The organism is Salegentibacter flavus (assembly GCF_900115145.1).
GTDB lineage: Bacteria > Bacteroidota > Bacteroidia > Flavobacteriales > Flavobacteriaceae > Salegentibacter > Salegentibacter flavus.
In genome coordinates this window covers 125,468-142,433 of sequence record NZ_FOVL01000005.1, presented here as the reverse complement: position 1 = coordinate 142,433, position 16,966 = coordinate 125,468, and the positions used below count along the sequence as shown (strand labels likewise).

Sequence of the window (16,966 nt, the reverse complement as noted above, 5' to 3'; positions counted from 1 at the left end):
AATTATTTTTTCTTCATTGCCTGCACCAATTCGAGTTTCTCTAGGTCTACCTGGGTGGTGAACATTCCGTAATTAACTGTAGCTTTTCCCTTTTCAATTTTGTCTAAGGTCCCAACCGATTTACTGTCCTCCAATCTAACCCGGTCTCCCAATTTTGGAGTGATCTTAGGTTTTTCAGCAGCTTTGCGTTCAGCTTCGGTCATTTTGGCTTTTTCCTCTTTTTTCTTCTGACGAATTACTTCTACCTTTTTCTTTACTTCCTGCTGAACTTTCTTCTCCTCGGTTTTCTTGGCCTGCTGCTGTTTTTTAGTTTCCTTTTTACGCTTGGAATTCTCTATCTCAACGAATTTCATGAATTCAGCTATCAGTTCTTTTTTCTTTTTATTCTGAAAATACTTTTCACTGATGTCGTTTATTTTCTGTCCAATATAGATTAAGCACTGATTGCTATCATAAAGATCCTGAAAGCTTTCCAGTTTCTGCTGAATTCTGGTATTGGTTTCCTCTAATTTGTCTTTCTCCTTTGCAGCCTTTTGTTCCTTTGTTTTAAGGGAATCTGTTGTTTTTTGAAGTTTAGAACGTTCCTTTTGAAGGTTTGCTATGCTTTTATCAAACCTTATTTTTCCTTTCTCTACCTTCTTTCGGGAACGATTAATAAGGCTATAGGGTATGCCGTTTTTTTGTGCTACTTCGAAGGTAAAGGAACTGCCCGCTTCTCCAACCTGTAATTTATATATGGGTTCCAGGCTCTGTGAATCGAATAACATATTCGCGTTACTCATATCCGGAAGTTCATTTGCCAGTTTTTTCAAATTAGCATAGTGAGTGGTAAGGATTCCGAAAGATTCCTTCTCATAAAAAACTTCCAGAAAAGTTTCAGCCAGGGCGCCTCCAAGCTCCGGGTCACTTCCGGTGCCGAATTCATCGATAAGGAACAGCGTTTTGTCATCGCATTTCCGAAGAAAATAATTCATATTCTTAAGCCGGTAACTATAGGTGCTAAGATGGTTTTCAATGGATTGATTGTCGCCAATATCGGTAAGGATCTTATCAAACAAACAAACCCGGCTGTATTCATGCACCGGAATGAGAATCCCGCTTTGGATCATAAGCTGAAGTAGCCCAACGGTTTTTAGCGTGATACTTTTTCCACCCGCATTTGGACCTGAGATCACTATAATTCGGTTATCTCTGGCAAGTTCAATGCTTTGGGGATAGGTTTTATCTCCCTTCTTTTTATTACTTAAATAAAGAAGTGGGTGATAGGCATCCTTTAACTGAAGTTCTCTTTCTTTGGTGATTTTGGGTAAAATCCCGTTTATATTTTCAGCATATTTAGATTTTGCGGCAATAAGATCTATCTCGCTTAAAAGCTCCTGATATTCCTGCAGCAAGGTTTTATAAGGTCTTATGAATTCAGTTAGTTCTTTTAGAATTCGCTTTATTTCTTCTTTTTCCTCGTATTCCAGGTTATTGAGTTCCCGGGTAAACTGGTAAGTTGCTTCGGGTTGAATATAAACTATACTACCGGTCTTGGAGTTTCCAAGAATTCCGCCTTTAACTTTGCGGCGATGCATCGCACTTACAGCCAGCACCCGAACATTTTCTACAACGCTTTCCCTTATTTCATCAAGATAGCCAAAAGAATGATAAGTGCTTAAGGCTTTGGCAAAGCTCGAATTGATTTGGCCCTTTACCGAATTGATGGATCTTCTAACCGATTGCAAAAGGGGAGAGGCATCATCTTTCACTTCCCCGAATTTATCGATCACATTGCCAATTTTGTCGATAATTTCCGTGGTATATTCTATTTCTGAAGTGGTTTTATAAAGACTCGGATAATATTCCTGAAACTTTTTGAAAAACTTAAGCTGAGTATTCACGGTTTCAGAAAGGCTGGCGATTTTTCTGAAGCTCCCAACTTCCAGGATAGCCTCTTCAATCTCCAACATTCTTAGTTCTTTATTCACAGCATCGAAACCATGATTTGGAATACGGCTTTCCCGCGTTTTGGAACTTAAATATTCATTGGTCTGGTTAAGGCCAAAAATAGTTTTGGAATAGGAAGGAAAAGGCTGAATTTTCAGGGCTTTTTCCTTTCCCAATCCTGTGATACAGAGTTCTGATATCTGGTCGCAAACCACCGGAAATTCAAGGTCAATAAGGCTTTTAGGTGCAATTTTAATCATAGAATAATTTCCCTACTTTTGAAGTGCTGCAAATTTACTTAATTAAAATGAAGCTAGACTTACCACCCGACTGGAAAAAGGAATTACAGGAGGAAATCAAGAAAGAATATTTTCAGAATCTACTTCAATTCGTTAAACAGGAATATGAAGAAAACACTTGTTTCCCTCCGCAGGATTTGATTTTTAATGCATTTAAGCATTCAGGTTTTGAAAACACAAAAGTAGTTATCCTGGGACAAGATCCTTATCCAAACCCTGGACAGGCGCACGGTCTCTGTTTTTCGGTAAATGATGGTGTGAAATTCCCACCTTCTCTTAAGAATATCTTCAGGGAAATTGAAAACGACTTGAATAAACCCATACCGCTTTCAGGAAACCTGGAGCGCTGGGCAGACCAGGGCGTTTTACTTTTAAATGCCACGCTAAGTGTGAGAGCACGAGAAACCGGTTCTCATCAGAATAAAGGTTGGGAGATTTTTACAGATAGTGTCATCAGAATTATATCAGCAAAAAAAGAAAATGTGGTATTCCTTCTTTGGGGCGGTTTTGCCCAAAAGAAAGTGAAATTGATAGATCAAACCAAACATCTGGTTTTAACAAGCGGACATCCCTCACCTTTAAGTGCCAACAGAGGTTATTGGTTTGGTAATAAACACTTTAGCCAAACCAATAAATATCTCCAGAAAAAAGGAAAAAAACCTATTGATTGGTAAGAATTACAATGAAGCAACCAGTTGAGAATATTTTAATTTCTTCGGAGTAAGGTCCAGTTCTAATAATTTATCCTGAACTGCTTCTACTTCTTTCTCACTTATTTGTTCCTGACTCCAGCTGGTAATTTCCAACCATTTCCCTATATCTTCCGGTTTTTGGCGATAGTTATCGGCAAGAATGTTAGCAAGGTCCGGGATGTCTTTGAAGTTTGAAGTTTCTTCATTTAAAACCTGAAGCATGGTTTTAAGTATTTCAGCATTATATTTTATTGCCTGGTCTCTTGCCACAATCATAAAACAGGGCCAGGGCGTTGGGCAATCTGCTACCAATCTGAAAGTGCGATTATCTACCAAGGGTTTAGTGGTGAAGTGTTCCCACATAAAATACTGGGCTTTATCGGTTTTAAGGGCTTCCACGGCCCCATCAAGATCATTAACAACCTCAAAATTGAGGTCCTTTCTAATATCCCAATAATGTCTTTCAGCATTTACATAAGCCATCAAATGAGAGCCCGAACCGTAACGACTAATTGCAGCCTTAGTTCCTTTAAGTTCTTCTACCGAGTTATATTTGGAACCGGCAGCGACGTGAATCCCCCAAATAAGTGGGGAACCTATATAAGATTGCAGGATCCTGCTTTGATTTCCACCAATTATATCTTTTATAATTCCTTCGGTGAGGATTACGGCAGCGTCAATTTCTCCAGATCTTAAGGCCTTATTCATAGCTCCTGTACCACCAGGAAAATCTTTCCAGATCACATTGATCCCTTTCTTCTGAAACTTTCCTTCTTCGATGCATTTATGCCAGGGAAAATTAAAATGTTCCGGCACTCCGCCTACTTTTATGGTTTTCATTTTGAATGCTTTTTCTTAAGATAATTATAGATCTCGTTCTGTGATCTTATTGCTTTCTCACCCTCTTTCGCTTTAACGTAGGTATTGCTTTCTTCTTCATCCTGGATGCGGGCTTTCACGTTATCCCTAAGTTGAATGTCCAGGATTTCCTTAAACTCTTTAACTATATCTTCATCCAGAATAGGAGCAATAACTTCAATTCTCCTATCGAGATTTCGGGTCATCCAGTCGGCACTTCCGAAGAAGAACAATTGGTCTCCATCATTTTCAAATGCATAGATGCGGCCGTGCTCAAGAAAACGATCTACAATACTGGTCATATAGATATTCTCACTAAGTCCTTTCACACCCGGAATAAGGCAGGTAAAACCTCTTACTAAAAGCCTGATCTCGACTCCGGCCTGGCTGGCTTTATAAAGCAGTTCGATAATCTCGGGATCTTCAAGACTGTTCATCTTGGCAGTAATCTTTGCTTTTTTACCTTCCCTGGCATTATCCATTTCATTGTAGATCAATTTGCTGAAACGCTGCCGGGTAGAGAAGGGGGAGATAAGTAGGTTCTTTTCCCTCGGGATTATCAAATCACCTTCCAGAACTTTAAAGAGTCGTGAGAGTTCTTTAGTAATGCTTTCATTGGCGGTAAAGATTGCGTGATCACAATAGATCTTTGAAGTTTCACTATTAAAATTTCCGGTCCCTATGTAGGCATAATTGGTTAAGGAATCATTTTCGCGACGGGTCACCAACATAATTTTTGAATGTACTTTGATCCTGGGATAACTATAAATTACTTTAGCGCCTTTTTCTTCGAATTTCCGTCCCCAGATGATATTGTTCTCCTCGTCAAAACGCGCTTTTGCTTCTACAAATACGGTGACATTCTTGCCGTTTTCCAGAGCTTGTAATAGGCTGCTGGTTAACTTAGACTCATCAGCCACCCTGTAAAGAGATATCTTGATGTCGGTCACATTTTTGTCGGAAACGGCTTGTTCCAGGAAGTTTTCGACATATTTAAAAGACATATACGGGAAATGAACCGATTGATCCTTCTCTGTAATGGTTTTGAAGTAATCCCTGCTTTCCTCCAGCGCTCTATGTTTAATTGGAGTCATAGGCTTAAACTTAAGTGACGGATTATTAGTAGGATCGGGAAATGAAAAGAAATCTTTAAAGTTGTGATATCTCCCCCCGGGCATCATATCTATTTTCCCAAGGTCAAGTAATCTTCTTATTTTCTTTTGAACCTTATAAGGCATTTCGGCATCATACAATAGCCGGGTTGGTTGACCATCCATTCTTTGCGCCAGAGATTCGTAAATTTTTTCTGCAAGTACGCCGGTATATTTATCTTCAATATATAGCTCTGCATCACGAGAAAGCTTTACCTCATAAATACCAGTGATTTCTTTACCTGGGAAAACCTGAGCAATTTCACCGCGAAGAATTTCATCCAGATAAGTTAGAAAAGATGCGTCTCCCTGACTTTCCAGGCTTATAAATCTTCCACAGCTGTGTACGGGAAGATTTACAACCCCCAATTCATTTTCCTCCTTAAAGCTCAGGATAAAATATAATACCGAGTTCTCCAGAAAGAGTTCATTTTCCTTATTAAGATCGATAATTCTTGGGGTGAGGAATGGCTCTATTTTTTCCTGAAAAAGATCAGCTACATATTTCTTTTGCTCTTTACTGAACTGTTGATGATCAATAAGGTTAATACCATTTTCGGCTAATTCAGGGAGAATTTGCCCATGATAGATCTTACCAAATCTGTCTTGCTGTTTTTTTACTTTTTCAATAATTTGTTTGGTAATCCTGGTAGGTTTAAGAGCAAGCTTTTTACGGATACTTTTTTCCACCCGTTTTATTTGCCTTAATTGAGATACTCTAACCCTAAAATATTCATCCAGATTCGATGAAAATATAGCCAAAAACCGAATGCGCTCATACAGAGGATTAACTTTGTCTTCGGCTTCCTGTAACACTCTCTCGTTAAAGCTGAGCCAGTTAAGGTCCCGATGTATTAAAGGGAGGTCCTCAGAAGTTTCTTGCATAGGTTATGGATTTCTCCAAAAATACAAATTAGGCTATGGTGCTGTTTCTAATATTCTGTTAAATCAGCCTGGTGTACTAGTTTATTCAGCGTGTAAACAATCAGATCATCAACTATTTTCCCGGGGTCTTTTGAAAAATCTCCCGTTGCTCTGTTAGCTATAATAGCATTCATAGAAACCGAACGGTGCCCCAGCAATTTTGCAAGGCCATACATAGTTGCAGTTTCCATTTCCATATTGGTGATCTTTAAACCTTTATAGGAAAAAGATGAGATTTTGTCATTCATAGCATCATCCTGCAAAGCAAGTCTTAACACCCTTCCCTGTGGCCCATAAAAACCAATGTTGGTTGCTGTAATCCCTTTATGGGTTTCCTGGGTAGAGAGTTTTTTTACTAATTCCTCATCGGCAGGTACTACATATGGGCTTGATTTCTTTTCAAACCAGTTGAGATGATCCATAAATGACTTAGCGAAATCAAGGTCCTGAATATTTTCATTTTGATAAAAATGAAGGACTCCGTCAAAACCGATGGAATTTTCGCTTATAAGAAAAGAATCCACCGGAATTTCCGGTTGAATGGAACCTGAAGTACCTATTCTAATCAAATTGAGGGTACTGAGTTTTTCCTTAGGACTTCGGGTTTCAAAATCAATATTTACGAGGGCATCGAGCTCGTTAAATACGATATCAATATTATCGGGGCCAATACCTGTAGAGACCACACTAAGGCGTTTACCCTTATAGTATCCCGTATGAGTGTGAAACTCTCTTTTTTCTATTTTATGTTCAATTTTTTCGAAGTGCTTTGAAACTCTTGCAACCCGGTTAGGGTCTCCCACGGTGATTATAGTTTCAGCAATATGCTCAGGAAGCAGGTTTAGATGATAAATACTTCCATTTTGGTTTAATATTAATTCTGAAGCTTTAATTTTCATTCTATAGTTTTAATAAGCGATGGGATTCAGAATCATATAAGAAATCATACATTCTGGCGCCTCCCAGGTAATCTTCATTTTTAAGTTCTCCGTAAAAATTCTTTTTCTTTTCCAGGGCTAACTCTCCCTTTTTGGTAAGGCTTACTCTATTGTTAATAACTTGGAAGAAGTCTTTAATCTTATCGATGAGGCGTTGCATTTGTAAATCGCTGTAGCCATAATATCCCTGGTATTGGAGGGCATATCCCAGTAATTGATTTAAAGAGGTGATCTCGTATTTTTTAATAAGTTTAAGTACATTCTGCTCCAGGGTGTTGAGTCCGCTTTCCGAATTGGGAAAGCGTTCTATATGTGCTCTTATGCAACTGGATAAATACTCAAAATTGGAGGTAGTCTTGATTTGCTGCTTGAGTTTCATAGGGTTATTACTGCAATAAAGTTCCCAAATCAATAGAGCAATTTCAATATCATCAGCATTAAGAGCGATCCTGTTTTCATAGTGATTAAGTAATTGCTTCGATGAAAGTTGGGAAAGCGGTATTTGTTCCTTTTCACCTTCTAATTTTTTACTACATACCAGGAAAAAAGGTTTACTCTCTCTATGGTTAAGATAATAACTGATGGCAGCCAGCATATTGATATGGCAGAAAAGATCAAATTCGAACCACAATACTACATAATCGTGATCTTTTGCAGTCTTAAGTTTCTTTAATTGAGAAATGAACTTCTCTTCATAATCTTCTGCGGAAATCCCATATATTTTTTTTAGAAATTTTTTACGCTGTTTGAGAAATTCCTGGCTACCAACTTCTTGCAGGGTAGGACCTTCGCATAACATTTCACGCCAGATTACTACTTCCCCTGGCAGGTTGAGCTCAAGCATTTCTTCAGTAAGCTCATCACCGTTGGTAATATGTAAAGCGGTACCTTCCATAACAGCTATTTAAATAAGGGTGCACAGTTAACCACCAACTTTTTTTACTTTATATCCGTCCTTTTGAAGCAATTTCATAATCTTTTCGCGATCATCCCCCTGAATGATAATATCTCCATCCTTAACCGAGCCGCCCACGCCACAGCTTTTTTTAAGTTTTTTTCCCAAAGTGATCAAATCTTCCTCTGGACCTTCAAAACCTTTTATAATGGTCACAGTTTTACCACCCCGGCCTTTTTTGCTGAAATGTGCTTCCAGCCGTTGTTCACCAGGGCTTAAGAGTTCAGTATTATCATCTTGGTGGATTTCATTTTCATCAAAATCGTCGTTAGTTGAAAAAACGAAACCTCCAAGATCTTCGAGTCCCATCTTCTTCTTTGCCATAACTTTATTTTTTTGCAAGGCCTATTTCCACCAGGCGTTGGTGTAAAAATTCACCGGCTGTAATATCTTCATACTGTTTTGGATGATCTTCATCTATACACTCTTCAAGGCAATTGAGTGGCATTTCACTGCGGGGATGCATAAAAAATGGTATAGAATAACGCGGCTTGTCCCATTCTTCTTTTGGAGGGTTTATTACCCTATGAATGGTAGAACGCAGCTTATTATTGGTATGGCGCTCCAGCATATCCCCAACGTTTATTACTAATTCGTCTTCCTGTGGAATAGCATCTATCCATTCCCCATCTTTTCTAAGTACCTGCAGGCCTCCAGTAGACGCCCCCATTAAAAGGGTGATAAGATTTATGTCCCCGTGTGCTCCGGCTCTTACAGCTCCTTTGGGTTCTTCGGTAATAGGCGGGTAGTGAATCGGTCTTAAAATACTGTTCCCATTGCTCGCCCAATGATCGAAATAGTGCTCATCAAGGCCTATATACAAAGCCAGGGCACGAAGTACATAAATTCCGGTTTTTTCAAGCATTCGGTAGGCTTCCATACCTACGTGATTAAAGTCCTTTAATTCCTCCACCTGAACATTGTCAGGATACTCTTCAATTAAATTTGCATCTTCGGCCGGTTCCTGACCAAAGTGCCAGAATTCTTTAAGATCGCCTTCCTTTTTACCTTTTGCATGCTCTTTTCCGAAGGAAATATAACCTCGTTGTCCTGCCAGGCCCTCGATCTCATATTTACGTTTAGTTTCCAGGGGAAGGTTAAAGAATGCTTTCACCTCTTTATATAATTCATCTACCAGCTCTTCGCTTAAAAAATGATTTTTTAAAGCTACGAAACCAATTTCTTCGTAAGCCTTACCAATTTCATTAACAAATTTTTGTTTTCTTTTAGGATCATCCGACAGAAAATCAGCCAGATTTACGCTGGGTATGTTATTCATTGCCATTTTTTGGTGTTTTTATGTATAAGAACAACTTACGAATTTAAGTAAAATTAGGGGAAAAGTCGAGCGTTTATTTTTTTATTAGCATTATAAACACTTGGGATTTTTATTTACATTTGGTCTTGAAATCCTCAAATCATGACCACAGAAACCTCTTTAATTTCCAATATAGCCTATAAAAATGAAGGGCTTTCCAAAACAGAATCGTTGGAATTATATCGCCTGATGCTCAAACCCAGGCTCATAGAAGAAAAAATGCTCATTTTATTGAGACAAGGAAAGGTTTCAAAATGGTTTAGCGGCATAGGGCAAGAAGCGATTTCGGTGGCTGTAACCAAAGCATTACACAAAAATGAATATATACTCCCTATGCATAGAAACCTGGGGGTATTCACCGGAAGGGAGATTCCGCTTTACCGGCTTTTCTCTCAGTGGCAGGGAAAAATGAACGGATTTACCCAAGGCCGGGATCGCAGTTTCCACTTCGGAACCCAGGAATTCAAAATTATAGGAATGATCTCCCATCTCGGGCCTCAACTTGGCGTTGCAGATGGGATCGCACTGGCTCATAAACTTAAAAAGGAGAAAAAACTTACTGCTGTTTTTACCGGAGAAGGAGGAACAAGTGAAGGAGATTTTCATGAGGCACTTAATATTGCTTCGGTCTGGAATTTACCGGTACTTTTTTGTGTTGAGAATAATGGATATGGATTATCAACGCCTACCAATGAACAATACCGCTGTAAAGACATCGCAGATCGTGCCGTTGGTTATGGAATGGAATCCCATATTATAGACGGGAATAATATTATCGAGGTCTACACCCGCGTGAATGAAATAGCCGAAAGTGTACGTGAAAATCCGAGACCTGTTTTACTGGAATTTAAAACCTTCAGAATGCGTGGCCACGAAGAGGCTAGTGGAACTAAATACGTACCCGAAGAATTGATGCAACACTGGGCAGAAAAAGATCCGGTAATTAATTTCAGAAATTATTTAATGTCGGAAGACTTGCTCGATCAAAAATTCAATGATGAGTTAATCGCGGAAATTAAAACTGAAATCGATAAAAATTTAAAGATTGCCTTTTCTGAAAAGCCCGTCTCTTCTAATGAGAGCAAGGAGTTAAATGATGTGTATAAGATCGTTGATTATGAAGAAGTTAAACCAAAAGGAGAGACTCAGGAATTAAGATTGATCGACGCTATTGCCCAAAGCATGAAGCAATCTATGGCAAAACATGAAAACCTTGTTTTAATGGGCCAGGATATCGCAGATTATGGGGGAGTTTTTAAAATCACCGATGGGCTTCTGGCGGAATTTGGCAGCGAAAGAGTAAGAAATACTCCAATTTGTGAATCGGCGGTGGTTGGTGCTGGAATGGGATTATCTATTAACGGGATGAAAGCTATGGTAGAAATGCAATTTGGCGACTTTGTAAGCTCTGGCTTTAATCCCATTGTAAACTATTTGGCGAAGACCAATTACCGTTGGAACCAAAATGCCGATGTAGTTATAAGAATGCCCTGTGGAGCAGGAGTAGGGGCGGGACCCTTCCATAGCCAGACCAATGAAGCCTGGTTTCTCAAAACACCGGGCTTGAAAGTAATCTACCCGGCATTTCCTTATGATGCCAAAGGCCTTTTAAATACCGCATTTAATGACCCTAATCCGGTTCTTTTCTTTGAGCACAAGGCATTATATAGAAGTATCCGGCAGGAAGTTCCTACAGATTATTATACTTTGCCTTTCGGAAAAGCTTCGCTACTTCGTGAAGGGGAAAAGATCAGTATTATCACTTATGGAGCAGGGGTTCACTGGGCAATGGAAATTCTGGATGAATTAAATTACGCTGAAGCTGATCTTCTTGATCTCAGAAGTCTGCAACCGCTGGATAAGGATGCTATTATTGAATCGGTTAAAAAAACAGGTAAAGCCATGGTACTTACGGAAGACACCTTATTTGGTAGTCTGGCATCAGAGATAGCATCTTTAATTCAGGAAGAATGTTTTGAATATCTAGACGCCCCGGTGTTCAGAGTTGGGAGCTTAGAAACCCCAATACCCTTCGCTTCCCAGCTTGAATCCCAGTTTCTTCCAAAGGAAAGATTTAAAGCCAGGCTAAAGGAATTAATTGAATATTAGCATTAATTAAAGAGTTTTACCTCATTATTAAGAAACCTTAACGGACCTATTGTTAAATAAGTAATAATCTTTTGTTGACCTTGGGTTGCTACTGTAATTTAGTTCATAACTAATCAATAAATCTAATATTATGGTACGTTTAATCGTTATTTTTTTAATCATTGCTTTAGTGGCCGCTATTTTTGGCTTTGGGGGCATTGCAGAAGGTTTCGCTGATATTGCCAAGATCATTTTTTACATATTTATCGTACTTCTGGTTATCTCATTAATCAGTCGATTATTCCGAAGATAATTTAATCTACTATAATCTTGAATCCAATGTGGTTTTTTGGTTTGGTCCAGAGCTTGCATTGGGTTTTTATATTTAAAATAATACCAAAACCATGAAAAAACTATTAGTATTAGTATCCATAACCTTATTGCTGGTTACCGCCTGTGGCCCAAGTAAAACAGCAAGAGAAGCCAGAAAAACCTTTAATGGAGACTGGACATTAACCAGCGTAACCTATCCTAACAGTTCGGGTGAGTTTAATGTAACCTTATTAAATGATGCCTCCGCCGATTGCTTCGAAGGTAGTACCTGGGATTTTATCTCAAACAATAACCACGGAACTTACAGGGTACAGGGAATCAACTGTGATGGAGGAGAACGCAACTTCATGTGGTCTATAGACGAAGAAAATACCCCGGAAGGTATTTATGATTTCTTACTGAAACCAACCGATGAAAATTACAAATCTACAACTGGAAATCAAGGTTTCAGATTAAATCTTAGATCTTTAAGTGATACACAAATGGTTTGGGAACAAACAGTTAGTCTGGATGGTTCTCCATTTGTGATTCGAATGAACTTTTCTAAAAATTAATATAAATAATACAGATATGAAGATGCAATTAAATAGAATGTTCGCTTTACTTTTTGCCGCAACGATGTTGTTTGGCTGTGAAGCAACTAAGAATGCAAGTAATAAACAAAAAGGTGCTGTAATCGGTTCAGCCGGTGGTGCGGTAATTGGCGGTGTTGTAGGTAACAATACCGGAGACGGAAACACCGCTCTTGGAGCCATTATTGGTGGAGTAGTAGGTGGAACTGCCGGTGCCATTATTGGTGACAGAATGGATAAACAGGCGCAAAGGATAGAAGAAGAAATTCCTGGAGCAGAAGTAGAAAGAGTAGGGGAAGGTATTAATGTAACTTTTGATGAATCCAGTGGGGTTTATTTTGACACAGAGAAATACAATATAAACTCAAGATCCCAGGAAACTCTGAATAAGTTAGCCGATATCTTTAAAGAGTATCCTGATTCCAATATCCTTGTTGAAGGACATACTGATAATACAGGAAGTGAAAGTTATAATCTTACTCTTTCAAAAAACAGAGCCCAGGCCGTTACCAATTATTTATTAGGACAGGGTCTTGCCAGCGGAAGATTTGATACCAAATGGTATGGAGAACTTCAACCTAAATACGACAATAGCACTGTCGAGGGACGTGCTAAGAACCGTAGGGTAGAGCTGGCCATTGTAGCCAATGAAGAATTAAAAGAAGAAGCCAAAAGAAAGGCTGCCGCTGAAGAAGACCAGAATTAGGCCTTATCATACTATAATTTTATCTTAAATCCCGGCTTCTGGCCGGGATTTTATTTTTGTTTTAAGTATCTTCAAACCATGGAGCATCCCGGAGTAATAGTGATTGGAGGCGGACTTGCAGGGCTTACCGCTGCCATTCATCTTTCCAAAAAAGGAGTTCCGGTTCAGGTATTTGAAAAAGAGGTTTACCCTAAACACAAGGTTTGCGGTGAATATATTTCAAGAGAAATTCTTCCTTATTTAGAATCCCTGGAGATTGATCTTTTGGAGCTGAATCCTCCCTTCATAAATGAACTTTTTTATAGTACCAGAAAGGGAAATAGTATTAAAGCAAACCTTCTTTTAGGAGGTTTGGGTATAAGCAGGTATAATCTGGATAATTTTCTGTGGGAAAAGGCAAAAGAAAGTGGTGCTGAAGTTGTTTGTGATGCGGTGGTGCAGGTGAAATTGGGTAATGATAATAAATTCGAAATTGCAACAGCCTCCGGAAAAAAATATAAGTCACCTATTGTTTTAGGAGCTTTTGGAAAAAGATCGATTTTAGATAAAAAGCTCGAACGAAATTTTATAAAAGAAAAATCCTCCTGGCTCGCGGTTAAATCACATTATCACCATCCTGGATTTCCTGAACATCAGGTAGCCCTTCATAATTTTAAAGGTGGCTATTGTGGTCTTTCAAAAACCGAAACAGGAGCGGTAAATGTTTGTTATCTGGTTTCTTACTCTAGTTTTAAAAAGTATAAGGATCCTAAACTTTTTAAAGAGAAAGTGCTTATGCAAAACAAGCATTTACGCAAGTTTTTTAATGAAGCTGAGGAGCTGTTTGAAAAAGAATTAAGCATAGCACAGATTTCTTTTTCCCAAAAAAAGGCAGTAGAAGAACATATTTTAATGATGGGCGATTCCGCAGGTTTAATTCATCCGCTTTGCGGAAATGGCATGGCCATGGCCGTGCATAGTGCAAAAATAGCTTCAGAAGTGATCCTGGCTCAGGAAAAGAATAGGTTCAGTAGAAAAAATATGGAAGAGGAGTATGAAATTGGATGGAAGAAAACATTCAGAAGAAGGCTTCAGACGGGTAGAATGCTTCAGAATATACTTTTGAATCCTTCCCTGGCTGAAGTCTCTCAAAGCCTTGTAAAAACCATCCCCTCACTTCTTCCAAAAATTATCTCTCAAACCCATGGTCGCCCAGTAATATGAAAATAATTAATACTTCCTTTAGAACAAATCAGGCGGAGATCATGGATAATTTTGAGCTCGGCGGGGAAGAATTGGAAAAAGTCCTGAAAGATCTGGAAAATATCAATAAATGGCTTGGGGGCAATAAGGTCACCCTTAGCGGGATAAAAAAGATTCAACGGGAAAATCCTCAAGAGCAGGAATGGAATATTGTGGATGTTGGTTGTGGGAATGGTGCTATGCTGAGAGAAATCGCTCAATGGGGGAAGAAAAATAATATAGAATTAAAGCTCACAGGTGTGGATGCAAATATTCATGCAATTTCAATTGCTAAAAGGCTTTCAGAAAATTATCCGAATATTGAATTTAAGGTTATGGATGTTTTCAGTGAATCTTACCGGAAGCAAAATTTTGATATTGTACTTTGCACCCTCACTTTACATCATTTTACTGATCCTCAGATCATAAATTTGCTAAAACTTTTCCATCGGCAGGCTAAATATGGAGTTTTAATAAACGATTTACACCGAAGTAAAATCGCATATCGCCTATTCCAGGTCTTTTGTAGGGTGTTTATCCGTAACGAAATTGCCAGAAAAGATGGATTAACCTCTATTTTAAGAGGCTTTAAAAAAAGTGATCTCGAAAGATTTTCAGCTAAAATACCCGCAAGCCAGGCAGAGATTAAATGGAAATGGGCCTTCAGATATCAATGGATTATTCAGAAATAAAAGAATGAGCACCAAAGTAGTTAATGTTGAAAAAGAGTTACCGGAATTTTCCAGGAATACAGCAGATATTTTGCCATTTGTAGAAAACTGGCTCAGCGATGAAAATGAACGCTTTCGCCGTAAAGTTTTAAAAATTTTTGAAGGGGCAGGGGTAGACAAGCGGTATTCCATTATGGATCCGGAAGAAGTTTTTACAGTGACTTCCTTTGAAGATAAAAACAGGATCTACAAAAGGGAAGCAAAAAAAATGGGGGCGAAGGTCCTTAATAAAGCCTTGAAAAATGCCGGCTGGGAACCGAATTCCCTGGATTATATTATCACTGTGAGTTGTACAGGAATTATGATTCCTTCTCTTGATGCTTATTTAATTAATGAGCTGGATCTAAGACAAAACATCACCAGATTACCGGTAACCGAGATGGGGTGTGCTGCGGGAGTTTCAGGGATGATCTATGCCCATAATTTTTTGAAATCAAATAAGGGAAAAAGAGCCGCGGTTATTGCAGTTGAAAGTCCTACCGCAACTTTTCAGCTTAACGACTTTAGTATGACCAATATGGTGAGTGCCGCCATTTTTGGGGATGGGGCAGCTTGTGTTTTGCTTTCTTCAGAAGAAGAGGCAACCGGACCGGAAATTATAGGAGAGGAGATGTATCATTTTTATGATGCTACTCACATGATGGGATTCGATCTTACTAACCACGGTTTAAAAATGATTCTTGACGAAAGCGTACCGGCAACCATTTCTGCACATTTTCCCGATATTATATATCCTTTTTTAAAGAAGCATGGTACCGATATCGAAAAGCTAGAACATTTGATTTTTCATCCCGGAGGAAAGAAAATTGTACAGACTGTTGAAGATCTTTTTGGTAACTTAGGGAAAAATATAGAAGAAACCCGGGAGGTGCTCCGGCTGTATGGCAATATGAGTAGCGCCACCGTACTGTATGTTTTACAGGAATTTCTGAATAAAAACATTCCCGAAGGCGAACAGGGACTTATGCTGAGTTTTGGCCCTGGCTTTTCGGCACAAAGAATCTTATTGCAATGGTAACAGAATTTAAAGACACAAATTACTGGGCCCTTATTTTGGGTGGCAGCAGTGGCCTGGGCCTTGCATCAGCAAGAAAACTGGCAAAACACGGAATGAACATTATTATTGTTCACCGCGACAGAAAAGCTGAACTTCCCGATATTGAAGAAGCTTTTGAAGATATCATCAAAAACAGTGATGTGCAATTGGAGAGCTTCAATATTGATGCAACCAATGCTGAAAAAAGGGAAGGAATCATTTCAGAGATCCTCAAGATTCTGGGCCCGGAGGGAAAAATCAGAAGTCTAGTTCACAGTATCGCAAAAGGGAATCTAAAACCCATGAATGGGGATGAGGCCACCCTGGAAAACCTGGATTTTCAAATTACCATTGATGCTATGGCCATTAGTCTTTATGATTGGACCAAGGATATTTTTAAGCATGGAATTTTTGCTAAAGATGCCAGAATCATTTCTTTTACCAGTGAAGGAAATAAGAAAGTCTGGCAGGGTTATGCAGCCGTTTCGGCCGCTAAGGTAGCCCTGGAAGCTATTACCAGAAGTATTGCCCTTGAATTTGCTCCCTATGGAATTAGAGCAAATTGTATTCAGGCCGGGGTAACCGTAACCAAATCATTTCAAATGATTCCGGGTAATGAGACCCTTAGAGTTCACGCTTTAAAACACAACCCTTTTAAAAGACTTACCGTCCCCAACGATGTGGCCAATGTTGTTTACCTGCTATCCAAAGATGAAGCCGGCTGGATTACAGGAACCATCATTCCGGTAAACGGCGGCGAACATTTAAAATAAGACATTGCTTTTGAAATTCAACGAGATACTTGACAAACTGCCATATTCTCATCCGTTTTTGTTTGTTGATGAACTCAGCAGAATTGATGAAAATAGTGTGGAGGGAACATATACCTTTTCTGAAGATGAATTTTTCTACAAAGGACATTTTAAAAATCAACCAGTAACGCCTGGTGTGATTCTAACCGAATGTATGGCCCAGATAGGAGTTGTTTGCCTGGGAATTTTTCTTTTAAAAGAAGAAAAAGAGGAGCCGCAAAAAATAGCTTTGAGTTCAACCGAAGTTGATTTTTATCTGCCTGTTTTACCGGGGGAAAAAGTGACAGTGATTTCAGAAAAAATGTATTTCAGGTTTAAAAAATTAAAATGTGAAGTAAGAATGTATAATGCTGAAGCGAAACTAATATGCAAGGGGAAAATTGCCGGAATATGTGCTTAATAA

Annotated in this window: 17 protein-coding genes; 10 read left to right on the top strand and 7 right to left on the bottom strand. The window is 38.8% G+C overall.

Annotated elements, in window-relative coordinates; translation table 11 throughout:
• Nucleotides 1-2: 2 nt before the first annotated feature.
• Nucleotides 3-2,189 carry an endonuclease MutS2 gene (locus BM266_RS05990; RefSeq protein WP_093407133.1) on the bottom strand — a complete coding sequence of 729 codons (2,187 nt, stop codon included), beginning with the start codon at nucleotides 2,187-2,189 and terminating at the stop codon, nucleotides 3-5.
• Nucleotides 2,190-2,236: 47 nt separating this feature from the next.
• On the opposite strand from BM266_RS05990, the gene BM266_RS05985 reads away from it, so the two are divergent.
• On the top strand, nucleotides 2,237-2,902 hold the full coding sequence (locus BM266_RS05985; protein WP_093407131.1) for a uracil-DNA glycosylase: 666 nt from the start codon (nucleotides 2,237-2,239) through the stop codon (nucleotides 2,900-2,902).
• A gap of 3 nt (nucleotides 2,903-2,905) precedes the next feature.
• Here the strand turns inward: BM266_RS05985 and BM266_RS05980 are convergent, their stop codons facing one another.
• From BM266_RS05980 to BM266_RS05955, 6 genes are read right to left on the bottom strand one after another with little or no spacing between them, the layout of a single operon-like run.
• Nucleotides 2,906-3,760, bottom strand: a complete 855-nt coding sequence (locus tag BM266_RS05980; protein ID WP_093407128.1) for a substrate-binding domain-containing protein — start codon at nucleotides 3,758-3,760, stop codon at nucleotides 2,906-2,908.
• Nucleotides 3,757-5,814, bottom strand: a complete 2,058-nt coding sequence (ppk1, locus tag BM266_RS05975; RefSeq protein WP_093407126.1) for a polyphosphate kinase 1 — start codon at nucleotides 5,812-5,814, stop codon at nucleotides 3,757-3,759. Before ppk1 ends, BM266_RS05980 begins: the two co-directional genes overlap by 4 nt.
• A 47-nt stretch (nucleotides 5,815-5,861) precedes the next feature.
• Nucleotides 5,862-6,752, bottom strand: a complete 891-nt coding sequence (locus tag BM266_RS05970) for a nucleoside phosphorylase (protein ID WP_093407123.1) — start codon at nucleotides 6,750-6,752, stop codon at nucleotides 5,862-5,864.
• Nucleotide 6,753: 1 nt separating this feature from the next.
• Nucleotides 6,754-7,686, bottom strand: a complete 933-nt coding sequence (locus BM266_RS05965; RefSeq protein WP_093407121.1) for a DUF1835 domain-containing protein — start codon at nucleotides 7,684-7,686, stop codon at nucleotides 6,754-6,756.
• 27 nt (nucleotides 7,687-7,713) lie between these two features.
• A complete protein-coding gene (locus tag BM266_RS05960; protein WP_093407223.1) occupies nucleotides 7,714-8,070 on the bottom strand; it encodes a translation initiation factor in 357 nt (118 codons plus the stop codon).
• Nucleotides 8,071-8,074: 4 nt separating this feature from the next.
• A complete protein-coding gene (locus tag BM266_RS05955; RefSeq protein WP_093407221.1) occupies nucleotides 8,075-9,025 on the bottom strand; it encodes an isopenicillin N synthase family dioxygenase in 951 nt (316 codons plus the stop codon).
• A 141-nt stretch (nucleotides 9,026-9,166) separates the two neighbouring features.
• Between BM266_RS05955 and BM266_RS05950 the strand changes: the two genes are divergently transcribed.
• From BM266_RS05950 to BM266_RS05910, 9 genes are all read left to right on the top strand, one after another.
• A complete protein-coding gene (locus BM266_RS05950; RefSeq protein WP_093407118.1) occupies nucleotides 9,167-11,173 on the top strand; it encodes an alpha-ketoacid dehydrogenase subunit alpha/beta in 2,007 nt (668 codons plus the stop codon).
• Nucleotides 11,174-11,303: 130 nt separating this feature from the next.
• Nucleotides 11,304-11,465 carry a DUF1328 domain-containing protein gene (locus tag BM266_RS05945; RefSeq protein WP_093407116.1) on the top strand — a complete coding sequence of 54 codons (162 nt, stop codon included), beginning with the start codon at nucleotides 11,304-11,306 and terminating at the stop codon, nucleotides 11,463-11,465.
• 91 nt (nucleotides 11,466-11,556) lie between these two features.
• Nucleotides 11,557-12,039, top strand: a complete 483-nt coding sequence (locus tag BM266_RS05940) for a lipocalin family protein (RefSeq protein ID WP_093407113.1) — start codon at nucleotides 11,557-11,559, stop codon at nucleotides 12,037-12,039.
• Nucleotides 12,040-12,055: 16 nt separating this feature from the next.
• The gene (locus BM266_RS05935) at nucleotides 12,056-12,763 is read left to right on the top strand and encodes a YiaD family glycine zipper/OmpA-like lipoprotein (RefSeq protein WP_093407111.1); all 708 of its coding nucleotides are present in this window, start codon (nucleotides 12,056-12,058) and stop codon (nucleotides 12,761-12,763) included.
• A 78-nt stretch (nucleotides 12,764-12,841) separates the two neighbouring features.
• A complete protein-coding gene (locus tag BM266_RS05930) occupies nucleotides 12,842-13,966 on the top strand; it encodes an NAD(P)/FAD-dependent oxidoreductase (RefSeq protein WP_093407110.1) in 1,125 nt (374 codons plus the stop codon).
• The gene (locus BM266_RS05925) at nucleotides 13,963-14,676 is read left to right on the top strand and encodes a methyltransferase domain-containing protein (RefSeq protein WP_093407107.1); all 714 of its coding nucleotides are present in this window, start codon (nucleotides 13,963-13,965) and stop codon (nucleotides 14,674-14,676) included. Before BM266_RS05930 ends, BM266_RS05925 begins: the two co-directional genes overlap by 4 nt.
• Before the next feature lie 4 nt (nucleotides 14,677-14,680).
• Nucleotides 14,681-15,733: a type III polyketide synthase gene (locus BM266_RS05920; RefSeq protein WP_093407105.1), complete on the top strand. Its 1,053-nt coding sequence runs from the start codon at nucleotides 14,681-14,683 to the stop codon at nucleotides 15,731-15,733.
• Complete coding sequence (locus BM266_RS05915) at nucleotides 15,727-16,524, top strand: SDR family oxidoreductase (protein WP_093407102.1); 798 nt, start codon at nucleotides 15,727-15,729, stop codon at nucleotides 16,522-16,524. Before BM266_RS05920 ends, BM266_RS05915 begins: the two co-directional genes overlap by 7 nt.
• Nucleotides 16,525-16,534: 10 nt before the next feature.
• The gene (locus BM266_RS05910) at nucleotides 16,535-16,963 is read left to right on the top strand and encodes a 3-hydroxyacyl-ACP dehydratase FabZ family protein (protein WP_093407100.1); all 429 of its coding nucleotides are present in this window, start codon (nucleotides 16,535-16,537) and stop codon (nucleotides 16,961-16,963) included.
• Nucleotides 16,964-16,966: the final 3 nt, after the last annotated feature.